Here is a 19,353-nt window from a genome sequence, read left to right on the forward strand (position 1 = left end):
TATCATCTGTTAAAAGGGTACGTGCCATTGAAATATATAGAAATATAAGGAATTTGAAAGATTATATTAAGTCTTTAAAATCTATTTTTCAAATGAGGATACGCCCTAGCCTTTTTATATGCATCTCTACCAGTTTGAAAACTTAGGTGAGGGTAAGCAAGCCCAAACAAGAGAAGCGTTTAGGTGATTCTTTCATTTGACCAATCCAAACTATAGTTTTAGTCCTTATCTTTGATAGGAGTAATAATGAATATCTTAACGTCATAAAAGCCATATAGGCGTGGATATACTTAATCTTCGAGACGATTTTGACTGTAGTCGTGAGTAGAACTGTGAATGCCTTTATCCTCAGATAGTCCCGTAATCACGGTGTCAGTTGCATTATCAAGTTTTCATAAAATTATCCTGCCTTTTATCTCTTTTAAGTAACGTGATGTGAAAAAATTCTAGTAGTAAAAACGAGCTTAAAGATGAAAAAAATCACAAAAAATTCATGTCTTTATTTCTATACTCGTAACCGAATCAAAATAGATCCAAGTTGTACACGTGAGTTGATTGAGTTTGTTGATGCTGTAAGTGTTAAAAAAATCAGCTTTTTACTATTATTTGATTAAAAATGAGGATGGCGTGAATAAATTTGCTGAACAGGATTTATCAAGAATTATCGAAATGGCTTGGGAAGATCGAACCCCATTTGAAGCTATTCATCGTGAATTTGGTTTGAATGAGACTGCAGTGATTCGCTTAATGCGTGAAAATATGAAACCTTCGAGTTTTAAAATGTGGCGTAAAAGGGTAACGGGTCGAAAAACAAAGCATGTGCAGTTGCGTTCACCTGATGTAATTCGGGCTTATTGTTCAAGGCAGTACAAGCGTTTCTAAGTACTTTACTTTGGGCGCTTTTTGGACTCACGTCGGCATCGTTCAGAACAGTATCTGACTTCTTCCCAGCAACGTTGCCATTTCTTACGCCAGTTAAAAGGGCGTAAGCAGTGAATACAGATTTTTTCAGGAAGATGCTGCTTTTTCATGGTTTATAACTCATCAATCCGACTGAGGAGTTGCTGCGCATGAGTGATAATCTGCTGCCGATCTTTAAGTTTATCGAGTTGCCGATAGATCATGCCCATACGTGGATGAGTACGAAATATCGCTTCATGTCGGATCATAAAATACCAGTATAGACTGTTAAATGGACAGCTATCTGGCTCAGTACGAGTTTTGACATTGTAGGTACAGTGCTTGCAGTAATCTGACATTTTATGAATGTAATTGCCCGAAGCGGCGTAGGGTTTGCTGGCCATTAAGCCGCCATCGGCGTGCATCACCATGCCCAGCGTGTTTGGCAGTTCCACCCATTCATAGGCATCGGCATAGACCGCCAGATACCATTCACTGATCTGCTGCGGGTCTACACCACTTAACAGGGCAAAGTTGCCAGTAATCATCAAACGCTGGATATGATGTGCATAGGCATTTTGGAAAGTATTGCGAAAACATTCCGCCATACAGTTCATCTGGGTATGACCAGTCCAGTAAAATTGCGGCAGCGGTGATGAGTGCTGTAGTGCATTGCGATTGGCATATTCCGGCATGTACAGCCAGTAAATGCCTCGTACATATTCGCGCCAACCCAGAATCTGCCGGATAAAACCTTCAACCGCATTTAGTGGCGCATGACCTGTATGGTAGGCAGCTTCTGCTGCATCACAGACTTCTTTGGGCAACAGTAGACCACAGTTCAAATAAGGTGAGAGCAGGCTGTGAAATAGCGTATCCGTCCCTTGCGCCATGGCATCCTGATAATCACCAAAATAAGGCAAATTATGGGCAATAAAATGTTCCAGAACACGCTTGGCATTACTACGCGTGGTGGCCCAACGAAAATTGGCAAGACTTCCTGAATGCTGGCAAAACTCACGTTCAACCAGTGCAAGCACATCTACATCAATCTGATCCCGTTCAAAATTAAGTTGCGGGGGCAAGGGCGGACTGCCCGACCAAGCTTTGCGATTGGCGCTGTCATAGTTCCACTGTTGTCCAATGGGCTGCTGTCCCTGCATCAAATAACCAGTCTGCTTGCGCATTTCTCGGTAAAAATATTCCATACGCAGTGTTTGGTAGCGACTGGCAAAGTGGCGGAACTGCTCCGGACTACAAAAAAAGCGGTCATCATTCAGGCACTGTGCGGGCAGTTGTAGCCGTTGGCTCCAGTGCTGTTCAATCTGCTGTTGTAGGCGGTATTCTCCGCTGTGGGTAACTACCAGTTCTGTTACGGGGAACAGTTGTTGTTGTGACTGCACAAAATCTAGCAGGCTGCGAATAGGACTACCAGATTCAAAAGCATGATAACGTACACGCCAACCATCGGCTTTAAGTGCCTTGGCAAAATGACGCATGGCACTAAAAATCAGCGCAATTTTTTGAGGATGATGGGTGACATAAGTGGCTTCCTCAACCACTTCTGCCATCAGGATTACATCTTGGGTGCGATCCAGTACTTTGAGCGTAGCGAGCTGATGATGAAGCTGGTCTCCCAGAATTAAACCGAAACGCATACCAATCTCAAAGTCTATAAAACATACAACAGTGTAAATGTAGACAACTCAATTTTTTGTGAAAATACAGATCACCCAACAGCGACCGTGTCAGATGCGGATCAGCTATTGCACAGAAATCATCATCACTTGAGCAAAGCTGTATTTATCTATAAAAATTTTAAGCCACTTTACAATATTCGAATTCAATCATTGTCTAATGCATAGTGGGTGTGAAAATTATGTGATTTTAATCAAATAGATACAAATTATTATTGTTGCGATTCAGGCAGCTTACGCCTAGTATTTGAATTGAAGTTACTCCATGTATGCTTCCTTGGTTTTGTCCCATACGCACCTTTGTATGGGATTTTTTTTAATTAGAGGATTGTCATGAGCATGCATTCAACAGCGTATATTTTTAAACAGCAGCAATTACTTGTGGATAATCATTTCCAGTTGCCGCAGGTAGCAAGACTTCAACATGATCTGAACCTATCGGAAAATGGCAAGATCATTGCACGGGATTTGAAAGAGGATGAACCTGTGCCAGAAGGTTATCAGTTGGTTCCGATCAGACAACTGGTACAAGTTTGGAGCAGGCAGCAGTTTGAACAAGCCAGCCGTGCGGTACAGTTACTAGAATGGCGCCGTAATCACCGCTTTTGTAGTAAATGTGGTCATGCCACCCAGCAGCATACCAGTCAGTATGCTATGGTCTGTCCATCGTGTGGTTATAACCAATATCCGCGCGTGAATCCTTGTGTGATTACCATTATTACCCGAGGTACAGATGAAGTTCTGCTGGCGAAAAATGCCCGTAACAAAACCCAAATGTACAGTTTGATTGCTGGATTTGTCGAAGTAGGGGAAACCTTGGAAGAAGCTGTACGCCGTGAGACGCTAGAAGAGGTCGGGCTTCAGATTAAAAATATTCAATATCTGGCCAGTCAGCCGTGGCCATTTCCCAGCAATCTGATGATGGCCTTCAAGGCGGAATATCACGCAGGGGATATTCGGATTCAGGAAAATGAACTCAGTGATGCGCAGTTTTTTAAGTTTGATCAATTGCCCGAAATTCCGTTCAAGGGCAGTATCGCCTATGCCATGATTAACCATGTGATGCATGGAACACCTGTGGCAGATGATACCCAAGCGTGGCTTTGAAATTTTAAAAGAGAAATGTTTGAATGATGATTTCTTGCTGAAATAAGAGCGGAAATCTAGGTCATCTAGAAAAGTAACTCTCTCAGCACTTGCCACGGACTCTGCCCGTCTTCACCCTATATGCTGAAATAAAGAGCTTGGCAATGATGGTGCTGCATGGTTTTTTAGTGCGGTGTCATCGGCTCGATCATTTGACTGTGGTGTATTTTAAAGACCACTATAAACAGATGCCGTCCTGAATAGCCTGGGAATAATTTAGATAATCTTGAAAATTTTTCCACTTGAAGTACTTTGGAAAAACATATCAAAGCTAGGTCGAATATCTTCACCATCCACGGTTATATATTTGACATGGGAGCAAGACTGGCTAGCACCAAAATGGTGATCAACTGTGGCTTGAATAGAATATTTGATACCGAATTGATCTTTTATATTTAGATTTTGTTTAAGCATTTATATATACCTTGAATAATAGCGCGAAAGAGAAACGATTACATGGCTTAATCATTCAGAAGTTTTTTATTTAAATCACTTTATGATTTAACTTAAATAATTGATTCATGGAAATATAAAATGTACGGCCATCTAAATTTAAATCTACTTCAACGCCAGATTCTAGAAGCACTTTTTTACCAACTTCAATCGCTTTAAACCCTTCACGTGTATTTTGCATTTTATTTAAGGGGATTAACGAGACAATAATTTCAGTACCATTTGTAGATTTTGCCACTAATTCATTAATTTTTAACAATGTGTATCCTGTTTTTATGATTTTTTCGAAGAATATGATCAACAACTTTTGAATTAAAAAAGTACAGCGTCGTACTTTTTTAATTCATATAATTACTTAGATCGCAGTAATATTAACTGCGTTTGGGCCTTTTTGACCTTGAGCGATGCTGAATTGAACTTGTTGACCTTCAAATAAGGTTTTAAAACCTGAACTTGCAATTTCACTGAAGTGGGCAAAAACGTCTGGGCCTGATTCTTGTTGAATAAAACCAAAACCTTTAGTTTCATTGAACCACTTAACCGTACCTTTAACAATATTTGAGTTTGACATAATAAATCCTACTGATTTTTTAATAATTTTAGTCATTTTATTGACTGCTTATAACTTGGAAAATAATAAAGAATGAGACTTAAAATCTAAAAAAACGAAGGATTATGAATAAAACGACGATACTTAACAGAGATTCAATGAAACAAGACTTTTTTTCTAGTTAAGTTCACTATACATTAAAAATAAAATTAATCAAGTTTTTTTATATGTATATTTAATTATCTTATAAAAGGCATCAGAATCGGGAAGGAGTCTGTTGATCTGGTTGACTTTTTTTTAACAAGTTCATCCATAGCACTGATACATTTAAACAGAAAAAAACAATTTACTGCTTTAAAATCGGATCTAAGAAAAAATGATTTTACCCATCTTCTCTGGCTATAGAATTAAAATTGCGCTAGTACTTATTCTGTATTTAATCTTCACACTTTGTTCACATCTACTTGGGTTATCTTAAGCGTGCATTAAAACAAGGCTTAAAAATGAAAACGCTATTCAAGTCACTTTTTGCCGCTATAGCGCTGGTCACCATCAGCTTAAGTGTAACCACTCGAGCAGAAACTGTTACGCCTCAGGCGGTAAATCAGGTGGATATTCAGAAGTATGCCGGTAAATGGTATGAAATTGCACATTTACCGATGTATTTTCAGCGTAAATGCGTATCGAATATCACGGCACAATATAGCGTCAATGCCGATCAAACGATCGGGGTATTGAATAGCTGCCGAATTGCCAATGGTGAGATGATTAGCTCTGAAGGTGTTGTCTATTCGCAAAATCAGGGCAACAGCAAACTGAAGGTCAGCTTTTTGCCTACAGGTTTAAGATGGATTCCGTTGACCAAAGGTGATTACTGGGTATTACGAGTAGACCCAGAATATAAAGTGGCATTGGTTGGAGGACCGAGTAACAAATATCTGTGGATTTTATCGCGTGAACCACAATTGGATGAAGCGACTTATCAGTCCTATTTAGATACAGCGAAACACTATGGTTATGACGTTACAAAACTAATTAAATTGCCGCATTAATCTGCTACCCCTTTGCCGAACTGATAAATCTCTCTACAGTTCGGCTTTTTTTCTTTACTTCACATAAAATTCATATCTAACTGATTAGACTCATCAAATAGAATAAAGACAGTCGCTTAAAATTAGGATAAGTCCATGTTGAAAAGTCTGATACGATGGATAGATAGCTGGTCTACAACTGCACAGCCTGAAATATTGAATGCTGAAAATAGCAAGATTCAGTGGTTGAGAATTTTGCCGTTTATTCTATTGCATCTGGCTTGTCTGGCCGTGTTTTGGGTAGGTGTGTCATGGTTTGCACTTGGCTTTATGCTGATGTTCTACCTGATTCGCATGTTCTCTATTACGGCTTTTTTTCATCGTTATCTGTCGCATAAAACTTTTCAAACCTCGCGCCCAGTGCAGTTCCTGTTTGTATTACTGGGCACCATGAGTGCACAGCGTGGCCCCTTGTGGTGGGCAGCCCATCATCGTTATCACCACCGCTATACAGATTCTTCACAAGACCCACATTCATCTACCTACGGTTTTTGGTATAGCCATGTGGGCTGGTTTCTGAATGAATATAACTTTGCCACACGTAAAGAAGTCATCAAGGACTGGTTGAAATATCCGGAATTAATCTGGCTCGACCGGTTTAGTCTAATGGTGGTGCTGCTGACCGCGGGTGGAATTTATGTGCTAGGAGAGTGGCTGGCCATCACTTGGCCACAACTCGGCACTTCTGGCTTGCAATTACTGGTCTGGGGATTTGTGGTCTCTACCGTGCTACTGATCCATGCGACCTTATGTATCAATTCACTGGCACATCACTACGGCAGCCGTGATTTTGACACGGATGATCAAAGCCGTAACAATTTATTCTTGTCTATCATTACCTTGGGCGAAGGCTGGCACAATAATCACCATTATTATGCAGGCAGTACCCGACAGGGCTTTTACTGGTGGCAGATTGATGTGACCTATTACCTCCTAAAAATTATGTCTTGGCTCGGGATAGTCTGGGACTTAAAGCCAATTCCAGCGCGGGTCTATGACGTCAGTAAAATTGCACAAGCTCGAAAACAGAGAAAAGCAGCCAAAACAGGCGCTCCTACTATTCATTCGAAGGAATCACCATGAAAATTGCGATTATTGGTTCAGGTATTTCCGGTTTGTATGCGGCTTGGAAATTAAGTAAAGTGCATGACGTTACCGTATTTGAAAAGAATAACTACTTTGGCGGTCATACCGATACCCATCAGTTGAATATAGATGGCGAACAGGTCGCGGTGGACAGTGGCTTTATTGTATTTAATGAGCATAACTATCCACTGTTCTGTGCAATGCTCAAAGAACTCGGGATTCAATCGCAAAGCAGTGACATGGGCTTTTCGGTGAACAATCAGGTCACAGGTTTACAGTACAATCCTTCAAAAAAATTCTCGCTCTTGTTTAGACCGCAAAACTTCTTTAATGCCGATTTTCGTGTGATGTTGTCGGATCTGTTCCGTTTCTATGCTGCGAATAAAGAGATTGAGGTTGAACAGATTGATGCACAGCTCAGTATTGATGAGTATCTGAATCAGCATGACTATTCCGAAGCCTTTCGTCAGGAACATCTCTATCCGATGTGCGGGGCACTGTGGTCTTGTCCAGTAGAGCAAGCCGGACAGATTCCGTATAAATTTGTAGTAAGCTTTTTTCAGCACCATCGCATGTTACAGCTCAAAGACCGGCCTTCGTGGCTTACGGTCAAGGGTGGATCAGCGCGTTATGTTCGTGCCATTCAGGCCCAATCGAATATGACTTTCCGTAAGACGGGTGTTCTCCATGTCTCCCGGAGTGCTAATGATGTAGTGATTGAAACTGTACAGGGCAGTGAACGTTTTGACTGGGTAATCTTTGCCAGCCATGCTGATGACAGCTTGAATTTACTCAAAGACCCGTCAGCGCAAGAGTTGGACGTACTGGGCAAGTTTCGTTATCAAGATAACCGTATGGTGGTGCATTCCGATACCCATATCATGCCCAAATCCAGACGCCAGTGGGCCAGTTGGCATGTACATGTGACCCCCAGTCGTGCAGCCGAATTAACGCCATTCCAGCATAGTGGCATGCATTACGGTTTCAGTTACTGGATGAACCAGTTGCAAAATCTGAACTGTAAAACCCAAATCTTTGCCACACTCAATCCTAACTTTAACCTCAATCCAGAAAAAATATGGGTGGAACGGTATTACCGTCATCCAGTATTTGATGCTGCTGCGATTGAAGCACAACAACGTTGGGCCGAAGTCAATGGTCAGAACCGGACATCATATTGTGGTGCCTACTGGGGCTGGGGTTTTCATGAAGATGGCGCGCGTAGTGCTTCATGGGTCGTAAATCAGTTGCTGCAACAGACTGAGCAGGCGGCTTAGGAGTACAGAATGCAAATGTATCCACTGGCTATCGCCTCTGCCGAAATTCGCCATCGCCGCTATTTGCCCAAATCGCATGCTTTTGAGGCAGAGCTTAGCTATTTATGGTTTGATCCAGATCAACTGGCAACTTTTACCCAAAAATCTTGGTTTTGGTCCTCTAGCCGCTGGAATTTCCTGACCTTGGATGAGCGTGATTTTCTGAACATGGAATGTGGCTCGATTCGGCAGAAGGTTGCACGTTTGCTGATCAAGCATGAAAACTATCTGTTATCGCATGCCGCATCTATCCGTGTACTGGCTTTGCCGCGCACACTGGGTTTTCGTTTTAATTCTGTGGTGTTTTATCTGATCTTTGATGCGACCGATCAACTGATTTTTGTGCTGAGTGAAATCACCAATACGCCGTGGAATGAACGTCAGGTGTACATTCACGATTGTCGGCACAATGCCACTGAACATGCGCCTTACCAGAGCCACCAGTTTGACTTTAAAAAGGCCTTTCATGTGTCGCCATTTATGCCGATGTCACTGGATTACCGTTGGCGTTTTAGCTTTTCAGAACAGCAAAATGTGATTCATATGCAGTTGTTTGAACAAGAAATATTGCAATTTGATGCCACTATGAAATTTAAGCTGCAAGCCATCACACTTCCTTCACAGCAACATCGATATGCTGTATTAAAAGTTCTTGAGCCCTTTAGGATGGTGAGCGGGATTTATCTACATGCTTTGCGCTTATGGAAAAAGAAAATTCCGTTTTATCGGCATCCTAAAAAAGAAAAAGGAAAGACATGACTATGAAAACACTGTTAATGGGAGAGCATACCGAACTGCCGATAGTCCTACGCCATATGCTGAAATTGCGTCATGGTCAGTTGATATTTAAAGGTATCTGGAACGGTCTGGTCGGGGAAAACTACAGCGACTTGCATGCAGTAATTCAAGTTCACGACCAACGCCTTATCGATTTGCTGTTCCGTAATGGTGTACTGGGGGCAGCAGAAGGCTTTATTCGTGGTTACTGGAGCAGTGAAGATCTGGTCAATGTAATTCGTATTCTAGCGCGTAATCGTGATGTGCTTGATCGGATGAATCAAAATGTAGTGGCAAAAGCCAGCCAGTTGGTACTCAAGGCTTGGTATAAATCTCGCAAGAATTCGATTGATGGTAGTCGTCAGAATATTGCTGAGCATTATGACTTGAGCAATGATTTTTTTAAATTGTTCTTAGATTCCAGCATGATGTATTCCAGTGCGGTGTTTAAAGAACCCTGTATGAGCTTGGAACAAGCTTCAGATTATAAAAAAGAACTGATCTGCCAGAAACTTCAATTGCAACCGATGGACCATTTGGTCGAAATTGGCAGCGGCTGGGGAGGCTTTGCCATTTATGCGGCTCAGCATTATGGCTGTAAGGTGACCACCATTACCATTTCCAAAGCTCAGTACGATGAAGCAATCGCCCGAGTTGCTGAAGCAGGGCTGTCTCATCGAGTGTCTGTACAGCTTCAGGACTACCGTTTACTCGAGGGTAAATACGACAAATTGGTGTCCATTGAAATGATTGAAGCAGTCGGTGAGCAATATTTACCGACTTATTTCCGAAAATGCCGCGAGCTCCTCAAGCCGAATGGTCTCGCCTTGATACAGGCGATTACGATTGAAGATGCACGCTATGTTAAAGCTTTAAATACGGTGGATTACATTAAGCGTTATATTTTCCCTGGTAGTTTTATTCCATGTATCAGTGTGATGACGCAAACGGCTTCGGAGCAAAAACTTCGTCTCAAACATCTGGAAGATATTGGTCAAAGCTACGCACAAACCCTGAAGTGTTGGCGCCAGCGTTTTCTGGAGCAGCGTGATCAAGTGCTGCAACTTGATTTTGATGAGCGGTTTATCCGCATGTGGGATTTTTATCTGTGTTATTGCGAAGGCGGCTTCCGCGAAGGAGTGATCAGTGATGTTCATTTGCTGTTTGAAGCCAGTGCTTACTAAGCAGAAATAAAACCGGAGGGCGAGATGCTGCTAGATTTATTTTTGCTCAATGTCTTCATCATGCTCTGTAGCTGGGTGTTGGTGACCTATAACCGCAGAGCAGGGTTGGTCGATGTCGCTTGGAGTTTCAGTATTGCCCTCAATGTGATTATTGCCGCTTGGGCGATTGACAGTGCGCCGCTGTTGGTTCGGTTATTTCTGGGACTGGCGAGTGGAATCTGGTTCTCACGGCTGACTTGGCATCTGTTACGGCGCTATGCCAATGAAACCCAAGAAGACACGCGTTATGCCAACATGCGCCGAGCGATGGGGGATTATCAGCATCTTGGTTTTCTGGTGTTTTTTATATTTCAGGCAGGTTTGGCGCTACTGTTTTCTTACCCAATGCTGAAGCTGTTGAGTCTTCAGACCCAGCAGTGGAATGACTGGACTTTGGTCACTGTGATTGTGGCAGGTATGATCATGCTATCGGCTTTGATAGGTGAAAGCACTGCCGATCAGCAACTTTACCATTTTAAGCTAGATCCACAGAATCAAGGTAAAACCATGGATCAGGGTTTGTGGAAATACTCGCGCCATCCGAATTATTTTTTTGAATGGTTGCATTGGTTTGCCTATCCAGTGCTCGGTCTGGCAGCAGGATGCTATGAATTATGGATTTATCCGCTGCTGATGTGGCTATTCCTGTACTACCTTACGGGTATTCCATTTAGTGAAAAACAGGCGCTCGCCCACCGTGGTGACAACTATAAAGACTATCAACGACGAACTTCAATGTTTATTCCGTGGCCACCCAAAGAGTAGGTAAATACATGGACTTTATGATTCAAAAATCCTTAGAACTGATCGAAAATGGCAAGGTGCCAGACCCCGTGATTCGTGCTGGTATTAAAATCTTGAGCAAAAAACGTTTGGCACAAGAAGGTCGGTTTGACCCCGCATTGGCAGCGCAGCGCTATATGGATGTGCTGACCATGCTGAAAAACAGCGAAATTGCCATTGAGACAGACAAAGCCAATGAGCAGCACTATGAACTGCCGACCGAATTTTTTCAGGCAGTACTCGGTAAGCGGCTGAAATATAGCGCGAGTCTCTTTGAACATGCCGATACGACGCTAGATCAAGCTGAAGAAGCTGCTCTTGCCTGCTATTGCCAGCGAGCACAACTGAAAGACGGGCAGGATATTTTGGAAATTGGCTGTGGCTGGGGTTCTTTAAGTCTGTATATGGCCGAGCATTATCCAACGGCCCGTATTACGGTCGTGTCAAATTCTTCAACGCAGCGTCAATATATTCAGGAACAAGCCCGTTTAAAAAAACTAGATAACCTTAATGTGATCACTTGTGATGTCAATGTGTTGCAACTTGAACCTGAATCTTTCGACCGTGTGGTTTCGGTGGAGATGTTTGAGCATGTACGCAACTATCAAAAACTGTTTGAAAATATCAGTATTTGGCTCAAACCAGATGGCTTATTGTGGTGTCATATTTTCTGCCATCGTTTCTTGCATTATCCGTTTGAAGTCAAAAATGAGTTTGACTGGATGTCGCAATATTTCTTCAGTGGTGGTTTGATGCCGGCAGCCTCAACTTTCCTACATTTTCAGCAGCATTTGCAGCTAGAACAGCACTGGCAATGGGCGGGTACGCAGTATGAACGTACCGCAAATGCTTGGCTAGAAAATATGGATGGTAAACAGGCCGAGCTAAAGCCCTTGTTTGAACAAACCTATGGCGCGGATGCCGCAATCTGGTGGCAACGCTGGCGGATTTTCTTTATGGCCTGTGCCGAGCTGTTTGGTTATGATCATGGACGCGAGTGGGTCATTGGCCACTTTCTGTTGAAGAAGAAAGCCGTATAATTGAACAGTGGGATGGACCAGCGGGGAATGCATCAATGTTAAAGCTGTTTAGGGACAAACGTGATCATCCTCTGGGTGAGGTGTTTAACCGCTACTACTGGCTGCAAATCGGATTCATTGCCCTGTCTGTGGTGATTGGGATTGGCTTCAGTGCCTGGGTGATTAAAGGTTCTTTGCTCAGAACGGCGCTAGAACAAGAAATGTCACACTACTGGCAGCGACTGGAACGTAATCCTGCCGCAGAATTGCCCGATACCAAAAACCTGTATGGTTACCGCTGGAACACTGTGCCACCCTCCCAATTTAAGAATATTTCGCTTGAGCAAGGGGTGAATCGGCATTTTGTCGATGGTAAGGAACGCATGACCGTGTATGGTGAAAAAGATGGGCAGCATGTCCTGTTGGTCTTTGGCGAAAGTAATGTCAATAAACTGGTCTGGCTGTTTGGTCTGGCACCACTGATGGTCAGCTTGTTTGTGCTTTATAGTGTGCTGTGGTGGTGGAATCGCCGTGCTCGGCGCTATTTTTCTCCAATTACCCGTCTAGCCAATGCACTGGAGCATATTGATTGGGAACATCAAAAAAATCAGGCTTCACCGTTTCATGACATTCGGACTGACTCAAATCTGGAAGCGGAATATCTGAAGCAGGCGCTAGAAAAATATCATCAGGTATTAAGCGATTTTATTCAACGTGAACGTGAGTTTACCAGTGATGTCAGCCATGAGCTGCGTACCCCGCTGACCATTTTAAAAGGCAATGTACAGCTATGTCAGGCACGTTATGGCGATAACAAGTCGTTTACTCGGTTGCATAACACCATTGAAGATATGCAACTGCTGGTTGATACCTTGTTAGCAATCGCACGCAACGCCACCGATACTTTAACCGCTGAACCGACGATGCTTTCAGAATGTCTGGAAAATCTGCTTCAGGATCTGGACAACGTTAGCCATAACAAAGGCATGCAGATTGATTTGCAAAAAGACCTCGATGAACAGCCACGTAAACTTTACCCATCGATGACCAAAATGGTGTTTGGCAATATTTTGCGGAATGCACTGAATTATTCACAAGGCACAGAAATTGATGTCATTCTGCAAAAAAATACAGTATTGATTGCAGATAATGGTGTCGGCATTCCTTTACCGAATAACTCCAAGGTGCAAGAACTGTCGGGGCAGCAATTGCAATTAGAGATCAAAGGTCATGGCATTGGACTGCAATTGGTACAGAAGTTGTGCAAGCAGCTTGGCTGGCGGGTGGAGTTGTTTGATCGGCAGTATTATCTCAATACCCATCAGGATGTTGATCTGGCGATGACGACTGGACTGATTGTCGTCGTGTATTTAAATTAAGGCTGGGTTTCGAAAGCTTAAGCTTCTAAAGTGATCTTTAACCCTACACCAGATATGGTATGAATGAGCTTTTGCTCAAAAGGCTTATCGACCATTTTACGCAAATTATAAATATGACTACGCAGGGCATCGCTTTCAGGCTCTTCATCCCCCCACAGCTCTATCATAATTTCCTGTTTAGTCAGAACTTTAGGCGAATGACGCATCAGTAGCTTGAGCAGTTTGAATTGAATGGGGGGCAGTTCAATGGTTTGTCCTGCACGAGTTAGTTGCTGTGTTGCAGGATCCAGAATCAGATCATGAATTTGCAGACGGCCAGAGGAGACTTCACCCAGTGAACGCTTGATTAAAGCTTTGACTCGAACCACCAGTTCATTAAAGTCAAATGGCTTGACTAGATAATCATCCGTGCCTGAATTGAAACCTTTGAGTTTGTCATTCAGCGTATCGCGTGCGGTGAGCATCAGCACAGGGAGGTCCATACCTTCTTTATTTCGTAGCCATTCACATAGTTCATAACCCGAACCATCAGGCAAGTTAATGTCTAAAAGTAAAATATGATAGCGTTGCTGCTTGAGCAATTGGCGCGCAGCATTTAGGTTTCGAGCATGATCGATCACAAAACCATGCTCTTCTAGAAACTCGCATAAGGTAGATGCCAGTTCATAATGATCTTCAACCATCAAAATAAAATGTTTAGACATAACTGTAGAGACTACTTTATTAATTGCTGTTTTAATTTAGCACTAAATGGCTGAGGACCTAGCCATATATTAAAATATTGCTGGGCCTGCGGGTTTTGGAGTTGTCCCTGCATTTTCTGGTTTAAGTATAGGCTTAATGTGTGTGTGGCATGGATATACTTCAGTTGGTATAGATCTCCTGACTTCACTGGACGATACAAATCGGTGAGTGGAGTGAAAACAGCATGAATTTTTTGATCTTTGATATTACGTTTAAGTAGATGTGTGGCCGCACGTTTGAATGCCCATTCTGGAATATTCTGCGTATAGGTAAAATCCATCTGTATGTTTTGACCTTGCCAAGGCTGATTACAGTTTTGCGCAAAGTAACTGGCCACACCGACCTGTTTTTGTCCCACCATGAGTGGGCCATTACCACATTTATTTAAGCTCTGTGCATGCGCCCACGAACCGAAACTCCCGAACATCAGTACAGTGGTTATGGCTACTTTTTGAAAGGCAGTACCCATGAATAGGTTCCTCCTACATAAGGCAAAGAACGATACAGACCGTTGGCTGGATCCCAGAAATCTTGTTGGAAAATAATCTGATGGTTTGGGTTGACCTTTATTTCACTGATTCCAAATGAATCCATTGTTCGTGTCTTGCCGAACATTTTAAAATCATAAATCATATGCCAATGCACATAGGCAGAGTCTTGATGATATGAAGTATTTAATAAACTGACAGTGACATTACTCACCCGCTGGTTCATACCTTGAAAATGTTCAAGCAGTTTTTTACGCGATGAAAATTGCGACAGAGTGTCGTTAATAAAAAGCTGATCTGCATACAGTGCTCCAGCATTTTCAACGAATTTAGGTGTGCCCAAGGTATTAAATGCCGAAGTGAAGCGGGTGCCGATTTCTAGTGCTTTTGCATTATCTAAGGGTATTCCCTGAATACTCGCTCTGGCATTTGCATAATCAGAGGAATAACGAGGAACACTTTTACATCCTGACAGGAAAAGCACTGGTAAGGATAAGGCAATTGCCATTAACGTTTTGACTTGATTCATGTTCACTGTCCATCTTCACAGTTTATCCTCCCACTTTAGAGAGGCTAAAGTGAACAGAATGTGAAGATAGATGCTAAAGACAGTACATTGAATAGAATTTTGGTGATCAAGGATTAAATTTCACTTTCTCTTTTTTCTTCAGTTATTAGCCAATGAATGATATTCATGACATCAGGATTCTCATTATTTTTTCTGACCATTGCATAAAAATTATAGTCACAATAGATAAAACCAAAAGGGGCAATGACCCTTCCATTTAATATTTCTTTTTCTACTAAAATTTGAGGCGCTATCGCAATTCCTAAGCCTGAAACAGCCGCCTCTATCATTAAATTGAGACGATCAAAATAACGATCATTCGCTTTTGGGGAAAAGTTAATTTTGGACTGATCAAACCATGTATGCCATGCACTTTTATTTGAGTGGGTATGAAGTAATGGATAATTTAAAAGATCATTTTCTGTATGAAGCGGATTTATTTCCCGATTACAAATAGGCCCCATGTTATCGGGAAATAAAAGATATTTATTCAAAAAGTTGGGAAGTATATGATTCTCACTGATGCTATTGATAAATATGTCAACTTTCTCTTTTTCTAACAATTTTAAGTCATTACATGTCATTAATTTGATATGGATATTGGGATAAATGATTTCGAGCTTTTCTAATCGCGGAATCAGCCAATTTGCCATAAAACTATGAGAAGCGCCTATTACAACTTCTACCTCTGACGTTTTATTTGTTAACTCAAAGACGCATTGTTCTAAACGATTAAAAAGATGCGTACAAATTAGAGATAATTCTTCTGCGTCCGTTGTCAGCGAGATGGTAGAGGAATGCCGAATAAACAATTTTTTATCTAACCATTCTTCTAACTGCTTTATTTGATGGCTAATCGCACTATGGGTGACACACAATTCTTCCGCAGCTAAGCTGAAACTTTTATTTCTGGCGACGGCCTCGAATGCTTTTAAAGCATTAAGGGGAGGGAGTGTTCTACGTTTCATGTTGTAAAATTTTCTAACACCATAAACTCAAAATATATCAATTATCAGAAAAATGAAAATATTTTAAGATCAAACAAGTTTTGATACTGCAAGAGATATGAGATGACAAGCCCTTATACAGGTAATGGTCCTGATGCCTTGGGATTTTTTGGTAAATTTGGCGGATGTTACATGCCAGAGAGCTTAATGCCAGCACTTCAAGAATTAGAGCAAGCCTTTAATACTGTTCGGCACAAACCTGAATTTTGGGCTGAATATCAGCAGATTTTAACGGACTTTGTTGGTCGTCCTAGTCCTCTTTTTTATGCAAAAAACCTAACAGCTTATGCAGGCGGCGCTCGAATATATCTCAAGCGAGAAGATTTGAACCATACGGGTGCGCATAAGATCAATAATTGTGTTGGGCAAATCTTATTAGCCAAATTTATGGGCAAAACCAGAATCATTGCAGAAACGGGTGCTGGACAACATGGTGTTGCAACAGCAACGGTTTGCGCACTGTTTAAGATGAAATGTACCATTTTTATGGGAGAAACAGATATTCAGCGCCAACAAATGAATGTTGAACGCATGAAATTACTCGGTGCTGAAGTTAGAAGTGTTCAAAAAGGTCGTGGGACTTTAAAAGATGCCATGAATGAAGCATTACGTGACTGGATTCGTCATGTGGATACAACCTATTACCTGTTGGGTACAGGTGCAGGCCCTCATCCATATCCCACCATGGTCAGAGAATTTCAGAAAATTATTGGTCTAGAAGCCAGAAACCAAATACTCCTCAAAGAAAATAAACTGCCTGATGCCTTAGTTGCTTGTGTCGGTGGGGGATCAAACGCATTAGGGTTGATGCATCCTTTTCTAGAGGACCTGAATGTCAAAATGTTTGGCGTTGAGGCAGGGGGAAAAGGAACACATACTGGTGAACATGCCGCCTCTATTTGCAAAGGTCAAGTTGGTGTGCTGCATGGCAATTTAACCTATTTATTACAAGATTCAGATGGGCAGATTTTAGAAGGGCATTCTATATCAGCCGGATTAGATTATCCTGGTATTGGCCCTGAGCATGGCATTCTGTTTGAAACAGGACGTGTGACATATACGGCTATAACCGATCAAGAAGCTGTAAATGCATTTCAGCTTTTAAGCCAACAGGAGGGCATTATTCCTGCGCTTGAGAGTTCTCATGCCATTGCGTATGCGATTCAACTTGCTCAAGAAATGCAGCCAGAACAGATCATTATTGTTAATTTAAGTGGCAGAGGCGACAAAGACTTAAACACGGTCAAAAAATATCTTGCAGGAGCTACAGCATGAACCGTCTAGATCAAAAATTAGAGCAATTGAAACTGGAAAATCGAAGCGGTCTGGTCTGTTATTTTACTGCTGGAGATCCTAATTTCGCAGAAAGTTGTCATCTGTTGAGCCAATTAGGTCAAGCTGGAGCTGACATTATTGAAGTTGGCATTCCATTTTCAGATCCAGTGGCAGATGGAGAGATCATTCAGGCAGCGCATCTTAGGGCTTTAGGTGCAGGTCAAACGGTAAAACAGACCATTGAGTTGGTAAAAGCAATCAGGCTGCATGATGACAAGACACCAATAATTTTCATGACTTATTTAAATCCGATTATGCAATATGGTTTTGAAAAACTTGTCGCCGAAACAGAAAATCTTATAGATGGAATATTGATTTTAGATGCTCCATATGGATATCGAGAAAACTTTGAAGTGCAGTTAAATGAAAAAAATATGCATTTAATTGCAATGACAGCGCCGACTACCCCAGTTGAAAGGTTAGAGCAAATTTCAGCGCGTGCGACAGGTTTTTTATATCATGTTGCAGAAAATGGTTTAACAGGGGGGGATTTCAATCTGCCTAATCTTGAGAAAAAGATTGCTGAAATTAAGCCTATTTTTAATATTCCTGTTGCAATTGGCTTTGGGATCAAAAATGAAAGCCACGTTAAAGCACTAGCCAATAAAGTAGATCTTATTGTTATCGGTTCAGCGCTTGTCGATACTTTTTTTAATAAGGGGGTGAATGCGACTTTAGAAAAAGTCACAGTTTTTTCACAGATACTGAGACAAAATAAAGAATAGTCAGGCACCTTTCATAAATCTTCTTTAAAACCATAATTGAATATAAAACAATATTTTATCTTGGCCTTCTCCCGTAAGGGAGATGGAACTTTTTATGTGGATTTTTTCTGAAAGTGATCACTTTTTAGAAATCACTCTTATCATACAGATGTGACATGCGTTTTTGCTTTGTTTCTAGATAATTCTTATTAAAGCTATTTAAGCCAACTTTTAAAGGAATACGTTCAACAACATTAATTCCCAAATCAGTTAAAGATTTAATTTTAAGCGGATTATTTGTAATGAGTTTTACATTCTTTATTTTTAAATAATCGAGCATAATGGTACACATATCATACTTGCGAGCATCCGCTGGCAGGTTTAATAATAAATTAGCATCAAGGGTATCATGTCCTTGGTCTTGAAGTGCGTAGGCTCGAATTTTATTGGTTAGTCCTATGCCACGGCCTTCTTGGCGTAAGTATAAAATGACACCTTGACCTGCATCATGAATCATTTTCATGGTTGAGTGTAATTGTGGACCACAATCACATTTGAGTGATCCAAAAGCATCTCCTGTTAAGCATTCTGAATGTATTCTGACCAGTACAGGTTGATGTGGAGCAGCATTCATCCCTTTAGCAAGAGCGATATGTTCTTCACCAGTACTTTGGTCTTGAAATGCTATAATTTCAAAATCGCCAAATGCAGTAGGTAACTTTGATTTGGAAACAAATTCTATAGCCACTGGACTATCCACCTATATCTTGATAATAGATAAAATACGCTGAATTAAACTTTCAATTTAATAATATTCATTAGACAGTGAATTTTATGTGAAACAGCTTTGTGGAATGCACCTATTCTTTTCGTATTGCGCTAATCATAATTCTCATATACATAAGCCTAAACAGTGAACATGCGTACACCGATGAGTCTACTTAAATTCAAGCATTTATCCATTTTGCTATATTAAATTGCTTTGATATCAATTTCCGCATTAAGAAAAAGAAACTGAAGTGCTGAATTTGATTCAGAATTTTGTCAAAGACATTTAAATCACGCAGGGATTGATTGTGCTTAATTT

General features: G+C 41.3%; 22 protein-coding genes. 12 read left to right on the forward strand and 10 right to left on the reverse strand.

Features of this window, described 5'->3' with window-relative positions:
- Positions 1 to 627: 627 nt before the first annotated feature.
- Positions 628 to 882, forward strand: a complete 255-nt coding sequence (locus DCO44_RS06380) for a TIGR03643 family protein (RefSeq protein WP_116760374.1) — start codon at positions 628 to 630, stop codon at positions 880 to 882.
- A gap of 5 nt (positions 883 to 887) precedes the next feature.
- On the opposite strand, the gene DCO44_RS06385 is transcribed toward DCO44_RS06380, so the two are convergent.
- Both DCO44_RS06385 and DCO44_RS06390 read right to left on the reverse strand, forming a co-directional pair.
- Positions 888 to 1,031 carry a DUF2256 domain-containing protein gene (locus tag DCO44_RS06385; RefSeq protein WP_116760176.1) on the reverse strand — a complete coding sequence of 48 codons (144 nt, stop codon included), beginning with the start codon at positions 1,029 to 1,031 and terminating at the stop codon, positions 888 to 890.
- A 3-nt stretch (positions 1,032 to 1,034) separates the two neighbouring features.
- A complete protein-coding gene (locus tag DCO44_RS06390) occupies positions 1,035 to 2,558 on the reverse strand; it encodes a cryptochrome/photolyase family protein (RefSeq protein ID WP_116760178.1) in 1,524 nt (507 codons plus the stop codon).
- Between the two features lie 372 nt (positions 2,559 to 2,930).
- Here DCO44_RS06390 and nudC point away from each other — a divergent pair, with 372 nt between their 5' ends.
- Positions 2,931 to 3,704: an NAD(+) diphosphatase gene (nudC, locus tag DCO44_RS06395; RefSeq protein ID WP_116760180.1), complete on the forward strand. Its 774-nt coding sequence runs from the start codon at positions 2,931 to 2,933 to the stop codon at positions 3,702 to 3,704.
- A 255-nt stretch (positions 3,705 to 3,959) separates the two neighbouring features.
- Here nudC and DCO44_RS06400 read toward each other — a convergent pair whose 3' ends face one another.
- From DCO44_RS06400 to DCO44_RS06410, 3 genes are all read right to left on the reverse strand, one after another.
- Positions 3,960 to 4,157 (reverse strand): hypothetical protein, encoded by a 198-nt coding sequence (locus DCO44_RS06400; RefSeq protein WP_116760182.1) that lies wholly within the window; start codon positions 4,155 to 4,157, stop codon positions 3,960 to 3,962.
- A 70-nt stretch (positions 4,158 to 4,227) separates the two neighbouring features.
- Positions 4,228 to 4,455, reverse strand: coding sequence for a hypothetical protein (locus DCO44_RS06405; RefSeq protein ID WP_116760184.1), 228 nt, complete (start codon positions 4,453 to 4,455; stop codon positions 4,228 to 4,230).
- Positions 4,456 to 4,551: 96 nt separating this feature from the next.
- The gene (locus DCO44_RS06410) at positions 4,552 to 4,767 is read right to left on the reverse strand and encodes a cold-shock protein (protein ID WP_116760186.1); all 216 of its coding nucleotides are present in this window, start codon (positions 4,765 to 4,767) and stop codon (positions 4,552 to 4,554) included.
- Positions 4,768 to 5,249: 482 nt separating this feature from the next.
- Between DCO44_RS06410 and DCO44_RS06415 the strand changes: the two genes are divergently transcribed.
- The 8 genes from DCO44_RS06415 (at position 5,250) to DCO44_RS06450 (ending at position 13,420) form a co-directional block, all read left to right on the forward strand.
- Complete coding sequence (locus DCO44_RS06415; protein ID WP_116760376.1) at positions 5,250 to 5,798, forward strand: lipocalin family protein; 549 nt, start codon at positions 5,250 to 5,252, stop codon at positions 5,796 to 5,798.
- A gap of 135 nt (positions 5,799 to 5,933) precedes the next feature.
- Positions 5,934 to 6,920 (forward strand): acyl-CoA desaturase, encoded by a 987-nt coding sequence (locus DCO44_RS06420; protein ID WP_116760188.1) that lies wholly within the window; start codon positions 5,934 to 5,936, stop codon positions 6,918 to 6,920.
- Entirely contained in the window at positions 6,917 to 8,200 is a 1,284-nt protein-coding gene (locus DCO44_RS06425; protein ID WP_116760190.1) for an NAD(P)/FAD-dependent oxidoreductase, read from the forward strand. Before DCO44_RS06420 ends, DCO44_RS06425 begins: the two co-directional genes overlap by 4 nt.
- Positions 8,201 to 8,209: 9 nt before the next feature.
- Positions 8,210 to 8,998, forward strand: a complete 789-nt coding sequence (locus DCO44_RS06430) for a DUF1365 domain-containing protein (RefSeq protein WP_116760192.1) — start codon at positions 8,210 to 8,212, stop codon at positions 8,996 to 8,998.
- Positions 8,995 to 10,200, forward strand: coding sequence for an SAM-dependent methyltransferase (locus tag DCO44_RS06435; RefSeq protein ID WP_116760194.1), 1,206 nt, complete (start codon positions 8,995 to 8,997; stop codon positions 10,198 to 10,200). The genes DCO44_RS06430 and DCO44_RS06435 overlap by 4 nt, the downstream gene beginning before the upstream one ends.
- Positions 10,201 to 10,224: 24 nt before the next feature.
- On the forward strand, positions 10,225 to 11,004 hold the full coding sequence (locus DCO44_RS06440; RefSeq protein WP_116760197.1) for a DUF1295 domain-containing protein: 780 nt from the start codon (positions 10,225 to 10,227) through the stop codon (positions 11,002 to 11,004).
- 8 nt (positions 11,005 to 11,012) lie between these two features.
- Complete coding sequence (locus DCO44_RS06445) at positions 11,013 to 12,062, forward strand: SAM-dependent methyltransferase (RefSeq protein ID WP_116760199.1); 1,050 nt, start codon at positions 11,013 to 11,015, stop codon at positions 12,060 to 12,062.
- Between the two features lie 35 nt (positions 12,063 to 12,097).
- Entirely contained in the window at positions 12,098 to 13,420 is a 1,323-nt protein-coding gene (locus tag DCO44_RS06450) for a sensor histidine kinase (RefSeq protein WP_116760201.1), read from the forward strand.
- A gap of 17 nt (positions 13,421 to 13,437) precedes the next feature.
- On the opposite strand, the gene DCO44_RS06455 is transcribed toward DCO44_RS06450, so the two are convergent.
- The 4 genes from DCO44_RS06455 to DCO44_RS06470 all read right to left on the reverse strand — a co-directional run bounded on the left by DCO44_RS06455 (position 13,438) and on the right by DCO44_RS06470 (position 16,188).
- Positions 13,438 to 14,124, reverse strand: coding sequence for a response regulator transcription factor (locus DCO44_RS06455; RefSeq protein ID WP_116760203.1), 687 nt, complete (start codon positions 14,122 to 14,124; stop codon positions 13,438 to 13,440).
- Between the two features lie 11 nt (positions 14,125 to 14,135).
- Positions 14,136 to 14,633, reverse strand: coding sequence for a chalcone isomerase family protein (locus tag DCO44_RS06460; protein WP_116760205.1), 498 nt, complete (start codon positions 14,631 to 14,633; stop codon positions 14,136 to 14,138).
- Complete coding sequence (locus DCO44_RS06465; RefSeq protein WP_116760207.1) at positions 14,609 to 15,181, reverse strand: nuclear transport factor 2 family protein; 573 nt, start codon at positions 15,179 to 15,181, stop codon at positions 14,609 to 14,611. Before DCO44_RS06465 ends, DCO44_RS06460 begins: the two co-directional genes overlap by 25 nt.
- A 113-nt stretch (positions 15,182 to 15,294) precedes the next feature.
- Positions 15,295 to 16,188, reverse strand: a complete 894-nt coding sequence (locus DCO44_RS06470; RefSeq protein ID WP_116760209.1) for a LysR family transcriptional regulator — start codon at positions 16,186 to 16,188, stop codon at positions 15,295 to 15,297.
- Positions 16,189 to 16,290: 102 nt separating this feature from the next.
- Between DCO44_RS06470 and trpB the strand changes: the two genes are divergently transcribed.
- The gene (gene trpB / locus DCO44_RS06475; RefSeq protein ID WP_116760211.1) at positions 16,291 to 17,502 is read left to right on the forward strand and encodes a tryptophan synthase subunit beta; all 1,212 of its coding nucleotides are present in this window, start codon (positions 16,291 to 16,293) and stop codon (positions 17,500 to 17,502) included.
- Positions 17,499 to 18,287 carry a tryptophan synthase subunit alpha gene (trpA, locus tag DCO44_RS06480; RefSeq protein ID WP_116760213.1) on the forward strand — a complete coding sequence of 263 codons (789 nt, stop codon included), beginning with the start codon at positions 17,499 to 17,501 and terminating at the stop codon, positions 18,285 to 18,287. Before trpB ends, trpA begins: the two co-directional genes overlap by 4 nt.
- Positions 18,288 to 18,411: 124 nt before the next feature.
- Here trpA and ribA read toward each other — a convergent pair whose 3' ends face one another.
- A complete protein-coding gene (gene ribA, locus DCO44_RS06485; protein WP_116760215.1) occupies positions 18,412 to 19,014 on the reverse strand; it encodes a GTP cyclohydrolase II in 603 nt (200 codons plus the stop codon).
- Between the last annotated feature and the right edge of the window lie 339 nt (positions 19,015 to 19,353).

The organism is Acinetobacter sp. AM (assembly GCF_003105055.1).
GTDB classification, from domain to species: Bacteria; Pseudomonadota; Gammaproteobacteria; order Pseudomonadales; family Moraxellaceae; genus Acinetobacter; species Acinetobacter tibetensis.